Source organism: Paenibacillus sp. 37, assembly GCF_008386395.1.
In the GTDB taxonomy this organism is placed as follows: Bacteria; Bacillota; Bacilli; order Paenibacillales; family Paenibacillaceae; genus Paenibacillus; species Paenibacillus amylolyticus_B.
In genome coordinates, this window is record NZ_CP043761.1 from 1,751,441 (window position 1) to 1,770,615 (window position 19,175).

Sequence of the window (19,175 nt, forward strand, 5' to 3'; positions counted from 1 at the left end):
TATAAACGAAAATAGTATATACAGAACAAGAGATACATCCTTGATCAAGTAGTGGGAGAAGTGTGGTACTTTACCTATATACATATAGGGTATTTTTGATATACGTCCAAGGTAAAAGGAGAGAATGTAAATGAACAACATAAATTCTCATAATTGCAACCTAAATATAAGTTATGACCTGCCTGATGAGGTGTGGGATAAAGTTTCTAAAGTATATGAGTGTATGCCAGGGTGGATGGGTTATAAAAGTGGAATTCCATATTGGTTCGGGTCTGAAGAGGATGATGTTTTTATTGAAGCATCCGTTGAGCCTAGTGGATTATCATTTTATGCACAGATGAATAACGATGATTGGATATCTTGGATAGAGACATTTAAGTTGGAAGCGTCAAAAGTGTTGGGTTTTGATGTTGGTGAACCTGAAGATGGATATGTGTGATAAATGTTATTTAATTGTGGATGTCCACGGTAAGGGAGGATGATGACATCGGTGTCTGGATGTATTGGTCCCAATTATCAATGGTAAGCTTATTCAGTGGAATGATAATTCAACCAAGCTGCGTAAATTCTATAGTGAAGCATTCAAGATGGAGGATCTAAACCAATAAAATGATCTAAAAAGGATAAAAAAAATGATAAACTCTATTAGCATTGATGAACGGAACGGGACCACATTTAATGAAGAGATCGTTATGAATCCTACATGGCTAGACAGTTTGCGTTTTTTGAAAAAACTCGACGGAGATAAATTTACATTAGTTTTTTTGGAGGTTTCAGACACAGATTCAGCATTAGTTGGAGGCGGACCGGAATATTTTGTTGTGTCTATTACACTGGATGAACATATATATACGCTTATGAACGACAAGCAGGGAAACGGTGAAATTTCTTTAGTGATTGGTGGTCAGTTAGGCAATTATTCCGATAATATTTGTATAGAATTAATGCCCGTGCTCGAAGTACTAAAGTATTTTTATGAAACTAGTAAACTACACGAATCACATCAATGGAAACAAGAATAATATGTGAAATTGTATTAAAAGAGTTGGAGTAGGTGAGTTCAGTAGTGGAGAGGAAATTCAAAAGTCATTTTTTTATATTGTTCTATTGTCCGTTCCATTTGTAGTATTAGAGAGTTTACTTTTATTAAAATATCCTAACACCGGATTAGGAAGAATTATAAGCTTGCCATTAACCTTTATAGTGAATGGCGTTATTATTCTGATTTCATCTAGTTTAGTTTATTATTTGCTTAAACACACCAGATTTAGAGTTGTTGGACGAGTTATTCTAGGATTAATGATATGTTTAACTCTTATCGTAACAATATGGTTATACCCGCAGGATTCATCCATACATATTTCAAAAATTATAATAGAAGATATTAAAAATTTCTGGATTAAATGAGGATTTCACTCATCCTAAGATAAGAGGTATCTAAGAATGAAGCCAGTCGTGAATCTTTGATTGTTAGGCGAGATCCATACATCAATTCTTAAAGAGGTGAAACTCCTGAAAGACAAAACTGAAGTAATGGCTTATTTTAGCTTGTTTGGAGATGAATTCGATCCGAATTATGTAACTTCAATACTTAAAATTGAACCTACGAATACGGCTTATAAAGACGATATTATTAACAAAAAGCATCGAATAAAAGAAACATCATGGACATTAGGTACGGAGTATGAAGAATCATTAAATGTAAATCACCAATTAACAAAAGTAGTCGATTTATTAAAAAATAAAGTGAAAGAAATCAATTCAATCCGGATTGAACATCGATTATTTACAAAATTTTTCATTGTAATAAGAATAGAAGAGGGCAAAACTCCTGCTCTTTATTTCGATTCAGATTTTATTGAATTCGTTAATATGATTCATGCTGAGATTGATGTGGATTTGTATACAAATTCATATAATGAAGAATTGGAACAAGAAATAGGTTCATCTTAAGGTTCATCATCGGATAACAGAGTGTTTATGTTGTGGGACAGGCTTCCTTTTTGCTGTAAATAGTGGTGTTTCCCTTAAAGGAGGATCTTAAATAATTGAGAAAACGACATTCTATTGATAAAGCGGAGTGGTCTGAAACTAGAGAGAACCACTATCACAAAGACTGCAAGGATATGGCATTTGAATTTGGCGATAGACTCATCGAAGTGGATGGCACGGTTTATTTGAAACGAAAAGAAGTCGAGATTAAGGTGATTAAACCTCTTAAACGAAAAACATTTTGGTATGAAACATGGCTGAAGATCAAAGAAATCTGCAATGCATAGTCTAATATGAAATTCAACATGATCACTTAAGAGCCAGTGAAGGTTGATTAATCATTTTGTGAGTAATATCTGGAGGTAATATATTTCAATGACGATAATTTGTCTCGAAGGTGCCAGTTCTGTAGGTAAAAGTACGACTTGTCAGCAGTTCGCTACACAATATGATGCATTTATTGTTCCAGAAACAGGGATTCTTTTTGAAACTCCTCAGCTTGAAGGTAAGGAACTTATGATGTGGTTACTGGAGAGACAAATCGAAAGATGGCATATAGCATATGAGAAGAATCAACAACATGAGTATGTAATTTTGGATGGCGATGTATTTAAGATCTGGTACAGCTGGATATATGGTTATGAGCACCTATCTTTAGATGGAACAGCAAACTTCTTTAGAAAGAAATTATTGGAGAATGAAATATCATTACCGGATGCTTATGTACTATTCTGGGCGGAAGAAGATGAACTGCGCAAGCGAAAGGAAATGGATCAGACAAGATCCAGAAGAAATTTTGATAAACACCTACGCATGATTGAACCTCAAATGAGATACTTTCATTATCTTAATGAACTCGTACCAGGATATGTGGGAATTCATAAAGCAGAGTCTATAGCAGATAATGTACATCATATTGTAAAGCATAGCGAGACATTACCGGACATAAAAAAACGAGAGATCGAGATCTTTGATAGAGTCATTGATTTCTACAAGAGTACTACTCCTTAAACTCAGTGTAGCTTTTGATATCAGTTTCTAAAACTACTGTAGCTGTGCCTTGGATAACTGACCAAATACTGTGATCAATGAAAAAGGAATATGTGAGGTGAGTAATGGGCGTAAGAAAAAAATATAAACGTAAAATCGTTCGCTCCAATCGATTATTTTATTGGTATGTTGAACCGGATATTGACGATGAAGGGATAATCAAATTACATATCGTTTCTGAGGATAAGAAGTTAATCGTCACTTATGAAGTGGGACAACACAGTATTAAGAACAAGCCCCCATTTATAGTCATCATCGGAGAAGAATTTGAAGGCTGGACAACAGAATATATAGGATACAGAAGAGTACTAACACCGAAATGGAGCGATGAGATCATCACGCCAAAGTAGATAGGAGAAATTATTGATTGGTGCCTCTTGAAAAACAAAGAAATAAACATCGTGAATTGGAAAGGTGAACTTCTGCGACCTATCTCTTGAATGGAGTGTAATTGCATTTGAGAATAATTTAGATTCATGTGGGCTCATTTGAAAACGCATACGTGAGAACAAGAATATGTAATTAACATTTTAATATAGAAGGAGAGAAGCTAATGCAGATGATTCGTGGACATCACACGGTTAACAAAGTAATCGCTTGTGTTCTGTCATTCATATTTATCATTATGGCAATAGCAGCACCTACCCACGCTGATGAGAAACAGGTTGAGACTACACCATCACGGATTCCTTTATCCATGTTAGAGGAGACGATTGATGCTTATGTTGCCTCGTATGAGAAGTATACCGCTGCCGTTTCGGTTGTGGCTATCAAAGACGGTGAAACTATTGTGAATAAGGCATATGGTTACGCAGATATTGAGAATCAGCGAAAGGCGGATAACTCTACTGTGTTTGAATGGGCTTCCATCTCTAAACTGTTGGTCTATACGAGTGTGATGCAGCTTGTCGAACAAGGAAAGCTTGATTTGGAGACGGATATCAGAGAATATCTGCCAGAGGGATTTTTCAAAAAGCTGAAATACGATGATCCAATTACCCTATTGAACTTGATGCATCACAATGCGGGTTGGGAAGATCAAACAGCGGCCGAGGTGTTTTATTACTCGGAGGATGAAACGTTAGAATTAGGAGAAACACTGCGTAGAAATGAGCCGAAACAGATCTATAAACCGAATAGCATCGTGGGTTATTCGAACTACGGCGTTGGTCTAGCTGGTTACATCGTGGAAGAGATAAGTGGACAACCTTTTTATGAATATGTTAATCAACATATCTTTGAACCTCTTCATATGAACGACACTACGGTTCATCCAACGGGGCGAGATCGTCCAGACCTAGTTCAGAGAAGGAATGAGATTGAAGGGTATACAAAAGATTTGAAACTGATCCCTGAGAACAGAGTATACGTAACGTTTTATCCTACAGGGGCAGCCATAGGGACAGCAGAAGATTTAGGCAAATTTCTTGCAGCGCTGATGCCAGTAGATGATAACAATGTATTATTTAAGAACAGGGATACGTTGAACGAAATGTTGTCGACAAGTCTCTATTATGACGGGACCTCTATTCCGCGATTTGCGCATGGGTTCGTTGAGATGGAATACTGGGTGCCTACACTGATGCACGAGGGAAATTTGAAAGGATTCTCCAGTAAACTTGTTTTTGATCCGGAATCTAAATTCGGGATGGTAGTTATGACAAATCAGTCTTTTGAAGAGATTTATTATTATGGGCTTATTAAAGAGATTTTCGGTGATAATGTCAATTCTAATAGAGTTACTTCAGAGGGGGGAGGATATTTTCAATCTGCACGACGGCCTGCCGCTAGATTTACCGATTTATTCAGACAGCTTGATATAACGAAATTTTCAAAAGCTGAGTTAAGTAGTCTTTATAATGTGGTCGAGCATAATGGCGTGGTTGAGAAAATTTCCTTCACTCCTTACATGGATTACTTGCCTGTATCGAAATGGAAGGTGAACTTGATTGTAATATCTTTTATTCCTGTCATACTAGCTATCCTTTTCAGTGTGACTGCTTTGCTCGTCTATTTTATCCGGATGCTACTACTTTACAAACGAAATAAACGAGGAAATCCTCGGATAGATTTTAATAAATATCATCTTGCAATTAATGTTGCAGGTGCGCTACTTCCTCTTAACCTTTTAATCATACACACGAGACTTCCAAATTATCCTGCTCATTCTTCGATACGGATCAATTTAATGTTTAACCTACTTTATGTGATTCTAGCAGTGGCGTATCTTGGCTTGCTTATTTACAAACTACAGAAGAACAGTTACAGCAAAAAGCAAAAGGTGATGTACATCATGTCTGGTATCTCGACGTTCATCTTGGCTGCTTTTGTTGTGGGATGGAAATTGTATGTTTAGAGAGGTAAACGCTGAATGTAGATATTTCAAACATTACAAAGGCTTGCGGATGACTCCTATATATAAGTGATATTAAGTGAGGTCAATTACAAAGACATAAAGACAGCAGTTCCTTATCGGGACCTGCTGTCTTTAAATTAGTTGGACAAGTATATAAACAAAGTCAAAGGTAACAACAAAAATGATCAGGGCTCTAGTTTAGATCCTTTACTGGCTTATTGCTACAGGTATTTGACAGAGGTAATAAATGAACGGTAAAATCCAGATATTCCCTGAATTCAGAAACTAAATATTTCTTTAGTAGGTGTGAGGTATTCTATGACGAGAATTATGGTTACGCCAGAGCAACTTTTCGCAATTAGTAAACAGTTCTCTACAGCTTATACTACCCTTCAACACATGAATGAAAGTCTTCTACGAAGCATGACTGATATAGAAGCGAACTGGGATGGGAGTACTAGAGAAAGGTTCTACTATGATTTCAAGAAGTCACAGCTTGTTATGACTGAAGTTGTCACACTTATGAGTTCAATATCAACTGTGTTACATAACCATGGAGAACGATTTCTCCAAGCTGATCACGAGTCGGAAGGGCAAGTAGACATGAACTGTTTACCACCACCCCCACCGAATGCTTGTGGCCCACAGGAAGGTGTAGACGATCGGAATGCAATTGAGAAGTCTGTAGATAGTTTAAAAGAGCTAGGACAAGCATTTATACAATCGGCAGATGACCGATATCAGAAGAGATATGATAGTGTAGGCGGATTTCTGGATTACTGGACATTTGGTATTCCAAGTGGACTCGTAAACGGGTATGTTGATCGAGCTGACAAAGCTTTAGAGTCGCCTCAAGACACACTGAACTGGTTGACATTTGGAGTCCATGGAACGATTAGGGAAGCCGTTTTGCCTACAAATGCTTGGTCAAGTGAACATTGGGCAAGTATGCTTGGTACAGGTGGTATGGTATTAGGGGTAAGCTCTGTTTTCAAACCAAAGCTGCATATCGATACCCCTGTCAAATATGAGGGCGCAGTGGATTTTAGACAGATTTTAAGTGACGGACAACGCAATGAGCTTCCGCTGACGGATAACCAAAAGATTGAGATAAAGAGTTACTTGAACAAGCTTGATTTCCCCGAAGAAAATATCTTAATCGCACAACCTGGTTATTATGATACCTGGAATACAGGCATGATGTATAATCGCTTGGTCATCAATACGGATGTCTTACCAGCAGCAGCCCCGGGAGTAGGGACTTTGAGTGCGAATACACGCATTTCAATGAATGCTACACTAGCTCACGAGATTGTTGGGCACTATGAGGCTTCTATCGCAGGCAGATCGTTCCCACTTTATGATCTTCCTCCTGAAGTCATCAAGAGAAACTATGCTCTTGATGAGGCTCAGGCAAGTATCCGGGCAGCAAGGTTTGCTCCTGAACTCAATTCTACTGAACGGTATGCTTTATTAAGAGACGCGATGGTTAGACTTCGTAATGCCGATCTCAGAGTGCGAGATGTCAAAGGCGAGCTATTCATAGATCAGAGATAAGGAGGCCTTACAATGGAAACTAAAATGCTGTTTGGCGTTGGGTTAGTCTTCGATACACCGGAATTCGGAACCATCGTCATGGGAGCCAATGAAGAGTTGGATGAACTAACTCCGTCAACAATCAAAGAGATGATCGGTGACCAGATTATTATCAAAAAAACGGATGGGGAGGAGCAAGTGTTTGGAGTTGTTTCTACTCAAATTAATCATTCTATTGCGGGTAAAAAGAATATCGGTATATGTTTGGGTAAAAGTATATCCCCAGACGAAATACCTGCGGGTTCAATCGTCTACTGTTATCCATGAGGACAAATTGACAGTAGGTATACTTTGTTGAATCTACATGGAGTGGCAGTTTTTATTGCACTGACTGTGCCCATCTTTCTTTTAAAGATCATATATGTTCCGAAAGCATCGGAAGGTCATCTGATTCCCTTTTTGGGATGAGGATAGCCTTCCTTTTTATTTCTCAGAATTGCGGAGAAAGACATAGACTCAAACAAAGGAGAGTTTCCTATGAACGATGATACTACAACGGAAAAGAAGATTACCATAACTAAAGGTTCCACTGATTCATTGCATATTCGTTGTCCCTATAACCCTGCATATATTCAGTGCATTCGCCAGATTACGGGCAGAAAGTGGGAACCCAAACAGAAAATGTGGATCATACCCTGCACTATTGCGGCCATCCAGGAGTTTACGAGCCAGTTTGATCCAGATGAAGTTCAGATTACCCCGGAGTAAAGAACCGTTACAGAAGGCACTAAAGTTACGAGGATATAGTCGCAAAACGATCAAAGCGTATTGTAATCAGGTCGAGCGTTTTCTAAGCAGCCTTAGCCTTAAAAATAAGGATGTCACTACTTCCAATGTTCAGATGTATTGTTTAGGTTTGCTGGAGCGAGGAATTTCCCATTCAAGCGTGAATCAGACCATTAGCGCGCTCCGCTTCTATTGCAAACATGGAGAACGCTTCTTTCAAGCCTCGCCTGGGATAGGGTGCAGAAATACATAGATGAATACAGACCCAATCGTTGGCTATTTCCGGGCCAATCTTCTGAACGACATCTTACCGAGCGGAGCGTACAGAAGGTTTTTGAAGAAGCTAGACAACGCGCAGGAATTATGAAAAAGGTAAGTATCCATGCGTTGAGACACTCCTTCGCCACTCATTTGTTAGAGAACGGGACAGACCTGCGCTACATTCAGGAGTTACTTGGTCATACGAGTGCACGTACAACTCAGCGATATACGCATGTGAGTACGAAAAATATCCAGCGTATTCAAAGCCGGCTGGATCGGATGGATTTGGGAGATTGAATGCTTCGATAAATCCCCCTTTTTTACCAAATTCTTCTTCGCAAATACTACACCATAGGTTATCATATACGTAGTTCACATATCATGCAGGATGTGTGGTATTTACGAAGTACATAAATTAGATGTTATGAGAAATTATTGCAAGAAAAAATATCAAAGATAAATAAAAGTGATTGAAGGAGAATCCTAAATGAAGATTGCAATTATAACTGATATACATGGTAATTATCCGGCATTGAGTGCCGTATTCTCTGATATTGTTTTCCGCGGGGACATCGAACATACATATTGTCTGGGTGATATGATTGGTATCGGCCCTAACTCTAACGAAGTGCTTGAAGAGATAATGAATCGTAAGGATGTATCGGCGGTTTCAGGTAATCATGAAGAAGCGGTTTTAAAACTACTGCAAGGGAAAGATACCTTGCCAGGTCATGAAATGATTGCTGAACATCATAAGTGGGTCGGTAAGCAGCTAAAAAAAGAAAATATCAAGTTTATAGAAAATCTCCCTCAGACATTAGAAGTTGAAATAGAAGGGAAAAAAATATTAATAACGCATTACCATATGAAGAAAGAAGAAAGAGAAATAATAGATGAAACCCCTTCGGGATTAAAATTAGACGCAAGGTATGAAGGCTCACCGTATAGTCTCGTTTGTTTTGGTCATCATCATCCAATCCATTACTTCAAGACAGATCAAAGAGTTTATTTGAATCCTGGAGCTTTAGGTTGTAATGATCATGCGATTGCAAGATACGCGGTAGTAGAACTGAAAAAAAGAACAGTGAATATTCAGCTTATAGGAATCACATATGATAATAAAGCATTTTTGGAGTCTTTTGAGCAGTTAAAAGTTCCAGACAGAGAGTTTATGATAAAAGCATTTCATGGGAACCAACTTGAGAGAGATTTCAAAGATGGAAATAACATCTCATAACATAATATTCAAGCTACGTCTCCTTCGGAGCCTTGGTCTGCGGGAAGGAGCTATTACGTGAAGATAAACCAAGAAATAATAAAAATGCTATCTAACATTGAGTGGTTTAGTAAATGTGGAATGAGAGATTATCAGAGTAACACCATACTTTACACTAATTCTTGGGTTGAAGCTTCTGAATATTGTGATTCTCAAGAATGGGAAGAAACAACTTTGAAGACTAGAAATCAATTAACTTCATATTTGCATAATCATTTTTCAAAAGAGTATTTAGATTGGAATGCCTTAGTCAAAGAGGCAAAGACAATTAGCGATGAGATTTTAAACGAGCAGCTGAATAAAACTCGAAATGCGTTTCAACTAGATGATATGTTTGGTGAATGTGTAAGATGGGACATTTTGAACATCATTATGGAATACAGTTATTTAAATGAGTTAGGGAATAACCGCAATAAATTTTACTCCGATCACTTATTATACATATATTCAATCGGTCATTATCCTTGTGGATGGGAAGGAACGTGGCCTTCTGGCAAGTTAGTGATTTTTTAAATATTATTGAGGGTTTTTCAAGAAGTCAGTGACATCAGCTAACATAATGTTCACGCTGCGGGCATACGCTCTTGGTCCGTCATTCACGGGACACCCGACATGCGGTTCTACTATCAGTTCCATATGTGGCATTAGAGAGTTTACTTTTATTGGTATATCATAACACCGGAGTAAATTCACTAAAATATTGGATGTGACTCTATGAATCATGAACTATGCAATAAAATTAATGGATATTTAGAAGGAATAAGTAATGTACTTACTTTGGAGGATGTTCCATAGGTAATGAAGTATTTATCTTAGATCTATATCAGTGGGGTTAATGGACAAATTTGCACTTCTCAGGCTGTCGAATCATCCTCGTTAGTCACTTAAGGATTACAGACTCGTGAACATAACAGGTTACAAGAAAGAGTTACAATTAGAATGAAAACATACGTATAAAAGTGGGAGAGCAAACAGCATGAAGTTTAATTATAAGAATTTTTCTTGTGATACTGAGATCTATCTCAAAGACAATGACATTATAATCAGGTTTTTTAATCGATCTAAAGAACAAGCAGAAGCTGACATAATAAATCTAGTAATAGTTGATCCTGGGTATGGATATCTTTGCTTGAAAAATAAAGATGATGCAGCACTCTTAAGTGGATTCCTAGATGAGGACGTTTTTTCATCAGATGGGCATATAGATGCAGCAATTAGTTTAATTGAAAAAATCAGTCCAGCTACTAAGAATATGTATACTCCTTATCATATTACACGGTTTAAACAAACCAGTTTCGTTGAATATAACGGTGAATACTAATAAAAGATTCTCGAAGGTGACATCGTCATCATAGATGTAACTAAGATACTGATTAGGATGTGTGGATAGTTCAAAGATTCTTGAATTCAGTTGCTTTCTGTGGAGGAACAGATCGATTCGTATTAGGGAAAGTGAGGGGAGAGTGAATATGAAGAAGAGAAATATAGTGGTCTTGTTATCCGTCAGTTTTATCTTAATCTTCTTATTCATCTATAAATACTACACGTTAAATTATACGAATGAGGGTATAACAAACAAGGTTTTAAATCAAGATGGATATGCATTGACGCTGAGAACTCCAGAAATGCCGATTCAAATTTTTGTGAAATCTGAATGGATTCCATTCAGTGCAGGTGAACCTCTTAAAAGAGATATCAAAGTATCAGAGACTCATAGCAGCAATTTGATATTAGATGTGCAGAACAGAGATGATGATATTTATTTTAGTTTTAGGACTACATTTAATATGGATGATCCATCTGGGGAGTTCATATATAATGGTCTGTTTAATGAGAATGGAACGTTTACTTATTCACCAGAGGAAGTACGGTTATATGATAAAAACATGAATCAGCTCTCCGTAGTTCAGACAGGTATTGGTCTTGAAGCATCGTTCTCATTCGGAATTGAAACGGAAGAACAGAAATTAATAAGTGAGGGATTCTATGTGAAGTACGATGGATATAACGTGTATGATTATTCTAAGAAGTAATTCAGCGGTCACACCAAAATAGATAGGTGAAATCATTGCATAAGAAACCAGGCTCTCAGATATCCCAGAACATTGTAGAATAGATTTAACAATAAACAAATCAGGAGGATACATGGGTACAGACATTTGTTTCTTTGTAGAGGTAAGGCATTACAGGAGAGAATATGAATGGAATAATGGTGCTGTAAGAGAAATAACAAAGAGTGAGGAAGAATTGAATAGTACTGCTCGCTGGATCAGTATGGATAAGTGGATGATTAATCCTGATTATTACTTGTTTCCAGAAAAAAAGATCTCTAAATTGAAACTAAGTGATCCTCATGAATTTTATAGTGGGGGGCGGAATTATGATTTGTTTAGTGTTTTATCAAACACCAGGAATGATCAAAATCTACCTTTCATATCTTCGCCACGAGGAATTCCGGTAGATACCTCGCCAGACTTAAGTGAAGTTGTACTTGAGGATAAAGAAGATTTTTATGACCACAGTTGGCTTTTATTGGAGGAGATCCTTCAGTTCAATTGGGATCAAAGTTATTATTGTGATCAATTTATGGAGTACAGAAATATTAAAAATACATGCTCTGAATTTATCAATGTAACCATTCCAAAGTTATTGAAATTAGGGAGTACGGAAGATGTAAGAATGATTTTCTGGTTTGGTTAGATTTTATTGAGAACGCATTCGTAAAGGCGGGAGCAAATGCAGGACTATAAGGTTGCTCTGCCCTGATACCTTTATATCGTGATGAAATTACAGTTATTTTTAATGTTAAAGGAGATCAGCTAATGCAAATAGTTCGAAGGCATGGCTATGCTAACAAAGTGGTCGCCTGTGTTCTGTTATTCGTGTTTCTCATTATGGCATGCGGGTTACCGGCCCACGCTGAGATAGAGAATGTGGAGACTACGCCTTCCAGGATTCCGTTGTCCTCGCTAGAGGAGACGATCGATTCTTATGTGGCTACGCATGAGAAAAACACCGCTGCCGTTTCAATTGTGACTATCAAGAATGGGGAAACGATTTATAGTAAGGCCTATGGCTATGCAGATATTGAGCAACAGAGAAAGGCGGACAGCTCTACTGTTTTTGAATGGGGTTCCGTCACTAAACTGTTGGTCTGGACGAGTGTAATGCAGCTTGTCGAGCAGGGAAAGCTCGATCTACATACTAATATTCAGGAATATCTACCGAAAGGGTTTCTAAAGAAGCTGGAGTATGATGCCCCCATTACGCTATTAGATCTTATGAATCATCAAGCGGGTTGGGAGGATAGGATGCTTGAGTTATGGTATCTATCCGAGAATCAAGTTATGGATCTGGGAGAAACATTGCAAAAATTTGAGCCAAGACAGATCTATGAACCGAGGAGTGTATTTGCTTATTCAAACTATGGTGTTGCTATGGCTGCCTACATCGTAGAAGTGCAGAGCGGACAACCTTTTTACGAATACGTGAATGAACATATATTTAAACCACTGGATATGAAAGAAACTACGATTCATCCATCACATCAAGATCGTCCAGACCTCGTGCTGAGAAGGGATCAGATTCAAGGCTATACTGCTAATGCCGAACTCATCCCCAAAACCAAAGTATACATGAACATATATCCTGCAGGAGGTGCCATGGGCACCGCAGAAGATGCAGCAAAATTCCTAGCAGCCCTGATGCCAATCAATCGTGGTAATTTATTATTCAAGAACAAAGAAACCTTAAACGAAATGCTGTCAACCAGTCTGTATTATGATGGAACTTCTATCCCTCGAATCGCACATGGATTCATTGAGGTAGAGTACTGGACACCTGCACTGGAACACGGTGGGAATACATTGGGGTTTTCGAATAAATTGATCTTTGACCCGAAATCTAATTTTGGGTTAGTGGTGATGACCAACCAGTTCGAAGAAGAGGTATATTGTTTCGGTCTTGTCCAGAAATTGTTTGGGGATAATTACAGCACTAGCTCTGTAACCTCTGGAAATGATGGATATTATCTCACTACACGACGTTCCGGTTCTGGATTTACGAAGCTTTATTCGATTCTCTTGCTGAAAAAGTATTCCACATTTGATCTTAGTAACTTCACCAATGTTGTTGAGAAAGATGGTGTCGTTGAGAAGGTCTCCTTTACTTACAATGATTATGTACGTGTATCAAGCTCAACGATGATCTGGATCATTGCCTCTTTAATAGCTCTTGCAATAGCCATCGTATTCAATTTGAGAGCTGTGATTGGCTATTTTATCCGATTATGTTTTTACAGATTGAAAAAATGGGAAAGACCCGGGACAGGGTTTGATAAATATCATGTTGCCATTAATATTGCAGGTCTGGCATTCCTACTGAATACTACAGTACTAGCCATGCGAGCATTGAGTTTAAACGCCTCTTATTCTTCATTACGAATTCATCTCATCTTTAACCTGATTTATGTGATTCTAGCTTTAGCATATCTTGTCTTGCTAATCTACAAACTGTGGAAGATAAGTTACAGCAAAAAGCGAAAGGTTGTATATATCATGACCGGAGTATCGGCTTTCCTATTTGCTACTTTTATTGTGGGATGGGATTTGTATTTTTAGAAGGGCACTCATGAAGAGGTATTGGAGTGAAAGACAGCAGTTCCTCATCGGGGACTGCTGTCTTTGTGTTTATATGCTCTTTGGCTTTTGAAGAAACTGTAAATGACCATTAGAATATTCAATAATAATAGACCTATATATCCATCTGTTAACTTTGTACGTTCAACCCACTTGTTCACTAACTCTCCAGAGAGAGCTTGTTTTCCTAAATATTTATTTATATCATTCGGATGAGTTTCATCTATATATATAAGTGGAAACTCCATGCTGTTGGAAGAAGCAGCTAGCGGCGGATAGAACTCTACCCATTTTTGACCTGCCCATCGATCATACTTATAATGCAAGTCTGCGCTGGATTCAAGATTATCCCACCTGAGAAAACCCAATATGATTAGAATACAAAGTGTAAAGACGCTAAATATTAACTTCTTGTTATTCAAATAAACACCATCCTTATGTGTGTACTACTAACAATATCACTGTGTGAAAACAACTTTATCATCCGTTTATTCTATCAGCATTTTCCGTTATCTGTAAGTAGATTGTTTCAATGAAATGCTAGTAAGTAAAAAACCAATCGATCAAAGAATCGTTGCAGCAGGTTTTCGAAGAAGCTAGACAGCCTGCAGGGATTGCAAAAGTGGTGAGTATTCATGCGCTTCGCCACTCATTTGCTGGAAAACGGGAAAGATCTACGGTACATCCAGGTGCTACTCGGTTATAAAAGTGCACGAACAAACTCAGCGCTATACGCATGTTAGTATGAAAAATATTCATCGCATTCAAAGCCAATCGGATCATATGGATACGGGAATTGAGCCTCCCTATAATTCTCCCTTTTTCACCAAATTTTTCTTCGCAAAAGTCACCGTATAGGTTATCATATACCTAGTTCAGATATCAGGCAGGAAGTGTGGTATTTACGAAGTACATAGATTAGGTAGTTAGGCGAAACTTCGTAGTAGATAATAATAAAGAGGAGTACATTAATGGATTATGCTATTATCCGCATGAACGAGGTTTTTCCAAGTGATAATGATGTTGCTAAGTGGGTAGTTGGATTGGCAGTCATACATAATGATTTTCTCTTTCTAAAGAAGAAGTTATTCAAATCTTCAGACGTGCTTTCGGACTTGATTTCAGAAGCACCATCTATCCTTAAAATTCTCACTGCTTCCCTAAGAGAGGCTATTTTCTATCTAGAGGAGTCTGAAAAATTAGCAGAAATAAGGACATATATTAATTCTTTACCTGAGCAGTTAATCCAGATGTATATGGCTCTTAAACTTCTATTTAGAAACGGTGCAAAGGCAGATTTATTGCAAAAATTAACAAACGCAAGAAACATAACTTATCATTACTCCAAACCTCAAAGGAACGAACTATCAGAAGCATTAAAAGCGTTGAGCAATGAAATTATATTTTACGAAGAGAACGACCAAAGGTTCTTGTTTGCAGAGCACGTAAGGAATACAATTTTATTAAATTCATTGTTTTCGTCTAATGAAATCAGATTAGGACAAGAGTTGCCCATATCAGAATTAATAATAAGTATTAAAGAATCTATAGAGACCTTCATTGATTTTTCTAACAAGGTGAGTAGACACTACTTGGAAGATTTTTGTGAGTGATTCATTGCAGCATCGCCTAACATAATATTCAAGCAACGGCTCCGTTGGAGCCTTGGTCTGCGGGAAGGAATTCGAGGAGGGATTTCAGCAGACAACCCCTTCGGGGTTCGTGAATACAGGAACGTTAGATGAAATTCCTTAAAAGCAATAGATATACTAAATTAAAGGAGAAATTATCGTGGGAACATATGAATTAAAACTTAAATTTAATTTTGGTAATAATACGTTGTATGAATTGGGGTATTTTTCTACAGATTTATATCAATTGATTGTTTTTAGTGAGTTGATGCAAAACGAAAGATTTTCGCTTATTGATGAGAACTTTTTATCCTCAAGACAAAAATTCATTATGACAAGAAATAATTATTTGCTTAGAGAATTCAGAAATAGAGCACAAATTAAAAGTATCAACAATGGATGTATTGAACTTGTTATTGCTGGAGTATCATGTATGGCAACGATAATAGTCCCATGCCTTATTTATAGGTTGCAGGCAAAAAACAATAAATCTCAAGATATATTTTTTGAAATAAGTACAAATGATAGTGAATTAAATGAATTCTTAGATGAATTTAATAAAGGGCTTTATGGGAAAGGAACCGAGGGTTTAACATGGTTGTTTAAGAGATTAGAAGAGAAAGGATATAGTGTTAGTTCATCAGGAGAGCATGTCTTTAATATTGAAAGAATGATAGAAAGATATGAGAAACGCACGATTAAATTAATAAATAAATATTGATTGAGTGTAAAGCTAAAAGCCAGGAACATCATCTAACAATATATTCACGCTGCGGGCATACGCCCTTGATCCGGCATACGCCGGACACTCGACAGGCGTCGAGTCGTGAATACAGGAACGTTAGGTGAAATTATTGCAAAGGATGGTAAACATGAAAAGAACAAAAGCTCAAGTCGAATTTGAAACTATATTTAAAAAATTTATATTTAATATTAATTCACTAAGAACGTACATCAAAAGTGTTTCATTATCGCTTGATAATCAAAAAAGTGATCACAAATTCGTTGAATCTCTTGATAATGCAATAGAGCTTCTTATTCGCAAGAAAATAAATCCTTCTGAATTTAACGACCATAATGAAAAATTTGAAGAACTGGAAGAGAAACTCAAGGAGAAATTCAATTTAGAAATTGATTTAGAAGAACCAGAAACCGCAAAAGTTACAATGACTGGCGGTCTTACTGGAAAGATAAAAGATCAGTTTGAATCTTACAAATTAAATAAGAATCAAGTTAATATCTTATACCAAAGTTCATTGATAAGTCTTGCTACTTTTTTTGAGTTATTAGTTGCGAGTATTATTAAAAAACGTTTATTTGATTATCCTAGTGCTTTGAATATTGATGAAAGATCTTTAACTCTCGAAGAAATTAGAAAGCTTGGCTCATTTGAAAATGCAGAAATATATCTAATTGAAAATGAAGTTGAACAAATAATGAGAAAGAATATACTGGATTGGATTGAGTATATGAAAAAAAACTATAAATCAAAATTTCTATTCCTAACTGATATAGAGGCTAAACTTTTTGAAGTTTTTCAGAGAAGAAATCTCTTTGTTCATAATGAAGGAATTGTAAATAACATTTATTTATCAAGAGTAAATCAAGATTTAGTTAAAGATTTTAGCCTTGGGAAGAAGATAATTATTACTAATGAATATATGGATGAAACAATTGATTTAATTGAATATGTAGGAGTAATTCTTGCACTGGAGTTGTGGCAAAAATTCGAAAAAGTGTCTATGGTTCGTCAGGATCTTATACAAGAATATGGATTTGAATTTATGCTTCAAGGAAAGTGGAAATTATCTAGAGAAGTGTTTAGTTTACTAATAAATGAAAGAGAGATTGGTAATCGTAGTAAAACTATGGGGCTTATTAACTATTGGCAATCATTTAAAAATTTAAACGAGTATGATCAGGTAATTGGTGAAATTGAGAAGGAAGATTTTTCTGATAGAAGTCTGGATTTCCAACTATGTTTTTTCGCTCTTAAGGATGACTTTAATAATTTTTTTAATATTCTTCCAGAGGTCTGTCCTTCGGAGATATCTCTTGAACATTTAAAAAAATGGCCAATTTTTAATTCTGTTCGACAAACAGCTGAATATGAAGCTTTTATTGAGAAAATGACAAACACAAAAAATGAAATAATATCGTAAGTTTACTCATAGAAGGTGAAAACATCACCTAACACAAGATTCACGCTGCGACCTGTGGTCTTGGTCCGGACCGGAGCAATAAGAAGCGGATTCGGTTGGAGTAATTGCAGTGGCAGGGAAGCAGATTCAGCCGGACAACCCTGCACTCCCTTAGCACATCGCGGTCCTTACCTTCGCTCACTTAAGGCTGTGAGGGTTCGTGAATCCAAGAACGTTATGTGAAAGTAATTGGAAGATCAAAAGGAGGTAAATATGAATAATATTGGAATATATATTACTGATTTCTGCAATAACAGTGGCTTATTTGACTTACAGAAATCAAATGAAGCTAAAAGCTTTTGAAATTTTCTTGAAAAGAAGGGAAGATGTACTTAGTGATATTGAAAAATACTTAGAAATGTTACATCAAGTTAAACTAGAGATTGATTTAGATAATGACGAGAAGAAACCAAATTTGTCTAAATTCAGTACTGAATATTTTCATGAAGGTCTTATATTATTTCATAAAATTAAAGGTGCTAATTTTGGGGAATTTTCAAATATATTAGCGAGTAATTTCTGGACATTAATCAATGAAAGATTAACCAATAATAAGTTAGATAAGGATGAACTTCTTGATTGGATTCATAGAATTCAAAACATATTATCTATTTTATATGGATTTGCACATAGTACAGTAAATTCAGAAATCCAGTCAATTACATTACCCCTTCATAAAAAGACATTGAAGTATTGGAAAGAAAGAAGGAAAACTAGAAACTTGAAGGACGAACAAAAGTGATTACAATCCGAAGAAGAAATTGCCTCCACATAACATAATATTCACGCTGCGGACATTCGTCCTTGGCCCGGCATTAGCCGGACACCCGACATACGTCGGGTCGTGAATACAGGAACGTTACATGGAATTAATTCTTGAAGGTATTTTTATGTTTGACGATAATGAAATACTGAAAATAGAAAACGAGGGTTATGAAAACGACAATAACCCAATGTTTGGAGAGTATCAAAGAAAATTTAACTTTGAACCTATTCCCTATGGTTCGTGAGAGACATGTATTTAAGGAGAAAGTGCTTCTGAATTAAAAGTAAATTATGTGTATTTTGGAGAAGTAAGAGTGAATATAACTCTTTATTAAATTGAACAGAAAAGATTTGAGACACCGGAACTCGCTGATTTAGATAATATGCAAAATTGATTTGTAATGCCATAAAAGGCTCAAAATGAATACTTATTGATGATCCTCAAATTCAATCATTGAATATTTCGTGGATTGAAAATGAAAAAGAAGCGCATTTTGAATTGAAAGTGTCTGGACCCCCTGATGATTTTGTAATGAAACACTTAAAGTTGTACGAGATGTCAAATAAGTTATTTTACCCTATAATCAGAAATTTGGACAACAGAAGGGTAAAACATAACGAAATTAGACAGGAAGGACATGATTTAAATAAAGCATTTTACCGAAGTAGAAGTATACACCGATT

At 36.5% G+C, this 19,175-nt stretch carries 24 protein-coding genes; 23 read left to right on the forward strand and 1 reads right to left on the reverse strand.

Annotated elements, in window-relative coordinates:
• The first annotated feature begins 130 nt into the window (after window positions 1–130).
• The 18 genes from F0220_RS07820 (at window position 131) to F0220_RS07905 (ending at window position 13,876) form a co-directional block, all read left to right on the forward strand.
• Window positions 131–439: a hypothetical protein gene (locus F0220_RS07820; RefSeq protein WP_188310533.1), complete on the forward strand. Its 309-nt coding sequence runs from the start codon at window positions 131–133 to the stop codon at window positions 437–439.
• Window positions 440–692: 253 nt separating this feature from the next.
• Window positions 693–1,022, forward strand: a complete 330-nt coding sequence (locus tag F0220_RS07825; protein ID WP_149846453.1) for a hypothetical protein — start codon at window positions 693–695, stop codon at window positions 1,020–1,022.
• Between the two features lie 445 nt (window positions 1,023–1,467).
• Complete coding sequence (locus tag F0220_RS07830; RefSeq protein ID WP_223199888.1) at window positions 1,468–1,953, forward strand: DUF4279 domain-containing protein; 486 nt, start codon at window positions 1,468–1,470, stop codon at window positions 1,951–1,953.
• A 95-nt stretch (window positions 1,954–2,048) separates the two neighbouring features.
• Entirely contained in the window at window positions 2,049–2,279 is a 231-nt protein-coding gene (locus F0220_RS07835; RefSeq protein ID WP_149846455.1) for a hypothetical protein, read from the forward strand.
• 88 nt (window positions 2,280–2,367) lie between these two features.
• A complete protein-coding gene (locus tag F0220_RS07840) occupies window positions 2,368–3,003 on the forward strand; it encodes a P-loop NTPase family protein (RefSeq protein ID WP_149846456.1) in 636 nt (211 codons plus the stop codon).
• A gap of 104 nt (window positions 3,004–3,107) precedes the next feature.
• On the forward strand, window positions 3,108–3,392 hold the full coding sequence (locus F0220_RS07845) for a hypothetical protein (RefSeq protein ID WP_223199889.1): 285 nt from the start codon (window positions 3,108–3,110) through the stop codon (window positions 3,390–3,392).
• Between the two features lie 203 nt (window positions 3,393–3,595).
• The gene (locus F0220_RS07850; protein ID WP_149846457.1) at window positions 3,596–5,398 is read left to right on the forward strand and encodes a serine hydrolase domain-containing protein; all 1,803 of its coding nucleotides are present in this window, start codon (window positions 3,596–3,598) and stop codon (window positions 5,396–5,398) included.
• Between the two features lie 330 nt (window positions 5,399–5,728).
• Window positions 5,729–6,955 (forward strand): WXG100 family type VII secretion target, encoded by a 1,227-nt coding sequence (locus F0220_RS07855; RefSeq protein WP_223199973.1) that lies wholly within the window; start codon window positions 5,729–5,731, stop codon window positions 6,953–6,955.
• Between the two features lie 12 nt (window positions 6,956–6,967).
• The gene (locus tag F0220_RS07860) at window positions 6,968–7,261 is read left to right on the forward strand and encodes a hypothetical protein (RefSeq protein ID WP_223199890.1); all 294 of its coding nucleotides are present in this window, start codon (window positions 6,968–6,970) and stop codon (window positions 7,259–7,261) included.
• A gap of 210 nt (window positions 7,262–7,471) precedes the next feature.
• Window positions 7,472–7,702, forward strand: a complete 231-nt coding sequence (locus tag F0220_RS07865) for a hypothetical protein (protein WP_149846459.1) — start codon at window positions 7,472–7,474, stop codon at window positions 7,700–7,702.
• On the forward strand, window positions 7,677–7,973 hold the full coding sequence (locus F0220_RS32820) for a phage integrase N-terminal SAM-like domain-containing protein (RefSeq protein ID WP_149846460.1): 297 nt from the start codon (window positions 7,677–7,679) through the stop codon (window positions 7,971–7,973). Before F0220_RS07865 ends, F0220_RS32820 begins: the two co-directional genes overlap by 26 nt.
• Window positions 7,958–8,278, forward strand: coding sequence for a tyrosine-type recombinase/integrase (locus tag F0220_RS32825; protein WP_223199891.1), 321 nt, complete (start codon window positions 7,958–7,960; stop codon window positions 8,276–8,278). Before F0220_RS32820 ends, F0220_RS32825 begins: the two co-directional genes overlap by 16 nt.
• A 190-nt stretch (window positions 8,279–8,468) precedes the next feature.
• The gene (locus tag F0220_RS07880; protein WP_149846462.1) at window positions 8,469–9,218 is read left to right on the forward strand and encodes a metallophosphoesterase family protein; all 750 of its coding nucleotides are present in this window, start codon (window positions 8,469–8,471) and stop codon (window positions 9,216–9,218) included.
• Between the two features lie 57 nt (window positions 9,219–9,275).
• Window positions 9,276–9,770 (forward strand): hypothetical protein, encoded by a 495-nt coding sequence (locus F0220_RS07885; RefSeq protein WP_149846463.1) that lies wholly within the window; start codon window positions 9,276–9,278, stop codon window positions 9,768–9,770.
• Between the two features lie 463 nt (window positions 9,771–10,233).
• Entirely contained in the window at window positions 10,234–10,578 is a 345-nt protein-coding gene (locus F0220_RS07890) for a hypothetical protein (protein ID WP_149846464.1), read from the forward strand.
• A 148-nt stretch (window positions 10,579–10,726) separates the two neighbouring features.
• The gene (locus F0220_RS07895; RefSeq protein WP_149846465.1) at window positions 10,727–11,290 is read left to right on the forward strand and encodes a hypothetical protein; all 564 of its coding nucleotides are present in this window, start codon (window positions 10,727–10,729) and stop codon (window positions 11,288–11,290) included.
• Window positions 11,291–11,402: 112 nt separating this feature from the next.
• Window positions 11,403–11,957: a hypothetical protein gene (locus F0220_RS07900; RefSeq protein ID WP_149846466.1), complete on the forward strand. Its 555-nt coding sequence runs from the start codon at window positions 11,403–11,405 to the stop codon at window positions 11,955–11,957.
• 293 nt (window positions 11,958–12,250) lie between these two features.
• Entirely contained in the window at window positions 12,251–13,876 is a 1,626-nt protein-coding gene (locus F0220_RS07905; RefSeq protein ID WP_188310534.1) for a serine hydrolase domain-containing protein, read from the forward strand.
• 44 nt (window positions 13,877–13,920) lie between these two features.
• Here the strand turns inward: F0220_RS07905 and F0220_RS07910 are convergent, their stop codons facing one another.
• Window positions 13,921–14,316, reverse strand: a complete 396-nt coding sequence (locus tag F0220_RS07910) for a hypothetical protein (protein WP_149846468.1) — start codon at window positions 14,314–14,316, stop codon at window positions 13,921–13,923.
• Window positions 14,317–14,865: 549 nt separating this feature from the next.
• Between F0220_RS07910 and F0220_RS07920 the strand changes: the two genes are divergently transcribed.
• From F0220_RS07920 to F0220_RS32435, 5 genes are all read left to right on the forward strand, one after another.
• On the forward strand, window positions 14,866–15,507 hold the full coding sequence (locus F0220_RS07920; protein ID WP_149846469.1) for a hypothetical protein: 642 nt from the start codon (window positions 14,866–14,868) through the stop codon (window positions 15,505–15,507).
• A gap of 178 nt (window positions 15,508–15,685) precedes the next feature.
• Complete coding sequence (locus F0220_RS07925; RefSeq protein ID WP_149846470.1) at window positions 15,686–16,246, forward strand: hypothetical protein; 561 nt, start codon at window positions 15,686–15,688, stop codon at window positions 16,244–16,246.
• 151 nt (window positions 16,247–16,397) lie between these two features.
• Window positions 16,398–17,687: a hypothetical protein gene (locus F0220_RS07930; protein ID WP_149846471.1), complete on the forward strand. Its 1,290-nt coding sequence runs from the start codon at window positions 16,398–16,400 to the stop codon at window positions 17,685–17,687.
• A 262-nt stretch (window positions 17,688–17,949) separates the two neighbouring features.
• Window positions 17,950–18,468, forward strand: a complete 519-nt coding sequence (locus tag F0220_RS07935) for a hypothetical protein (RefSeq protein WP_149846472.1) — start codon at window positions 17,950–17,952, stop codon at window positions 18,466–18,468.
• A gap of 121 nt (window positions 18,469–18,589) precedes the next feature.
• Window positions 18,590–18,736 carry a hypothetical protein gene (locus tag F0220_RS32435; protein WP_188310536.1) on the forward strand — a complete coding sequence of 49 codons (147 nt, stop codon included), beginning with the start codon at window positions 18,590–18,592 and terminating at the stop codon, window positions 18,734–18,736.
• Window positions 18,737–19,175 lie beyond the last annotated feature (439 nt).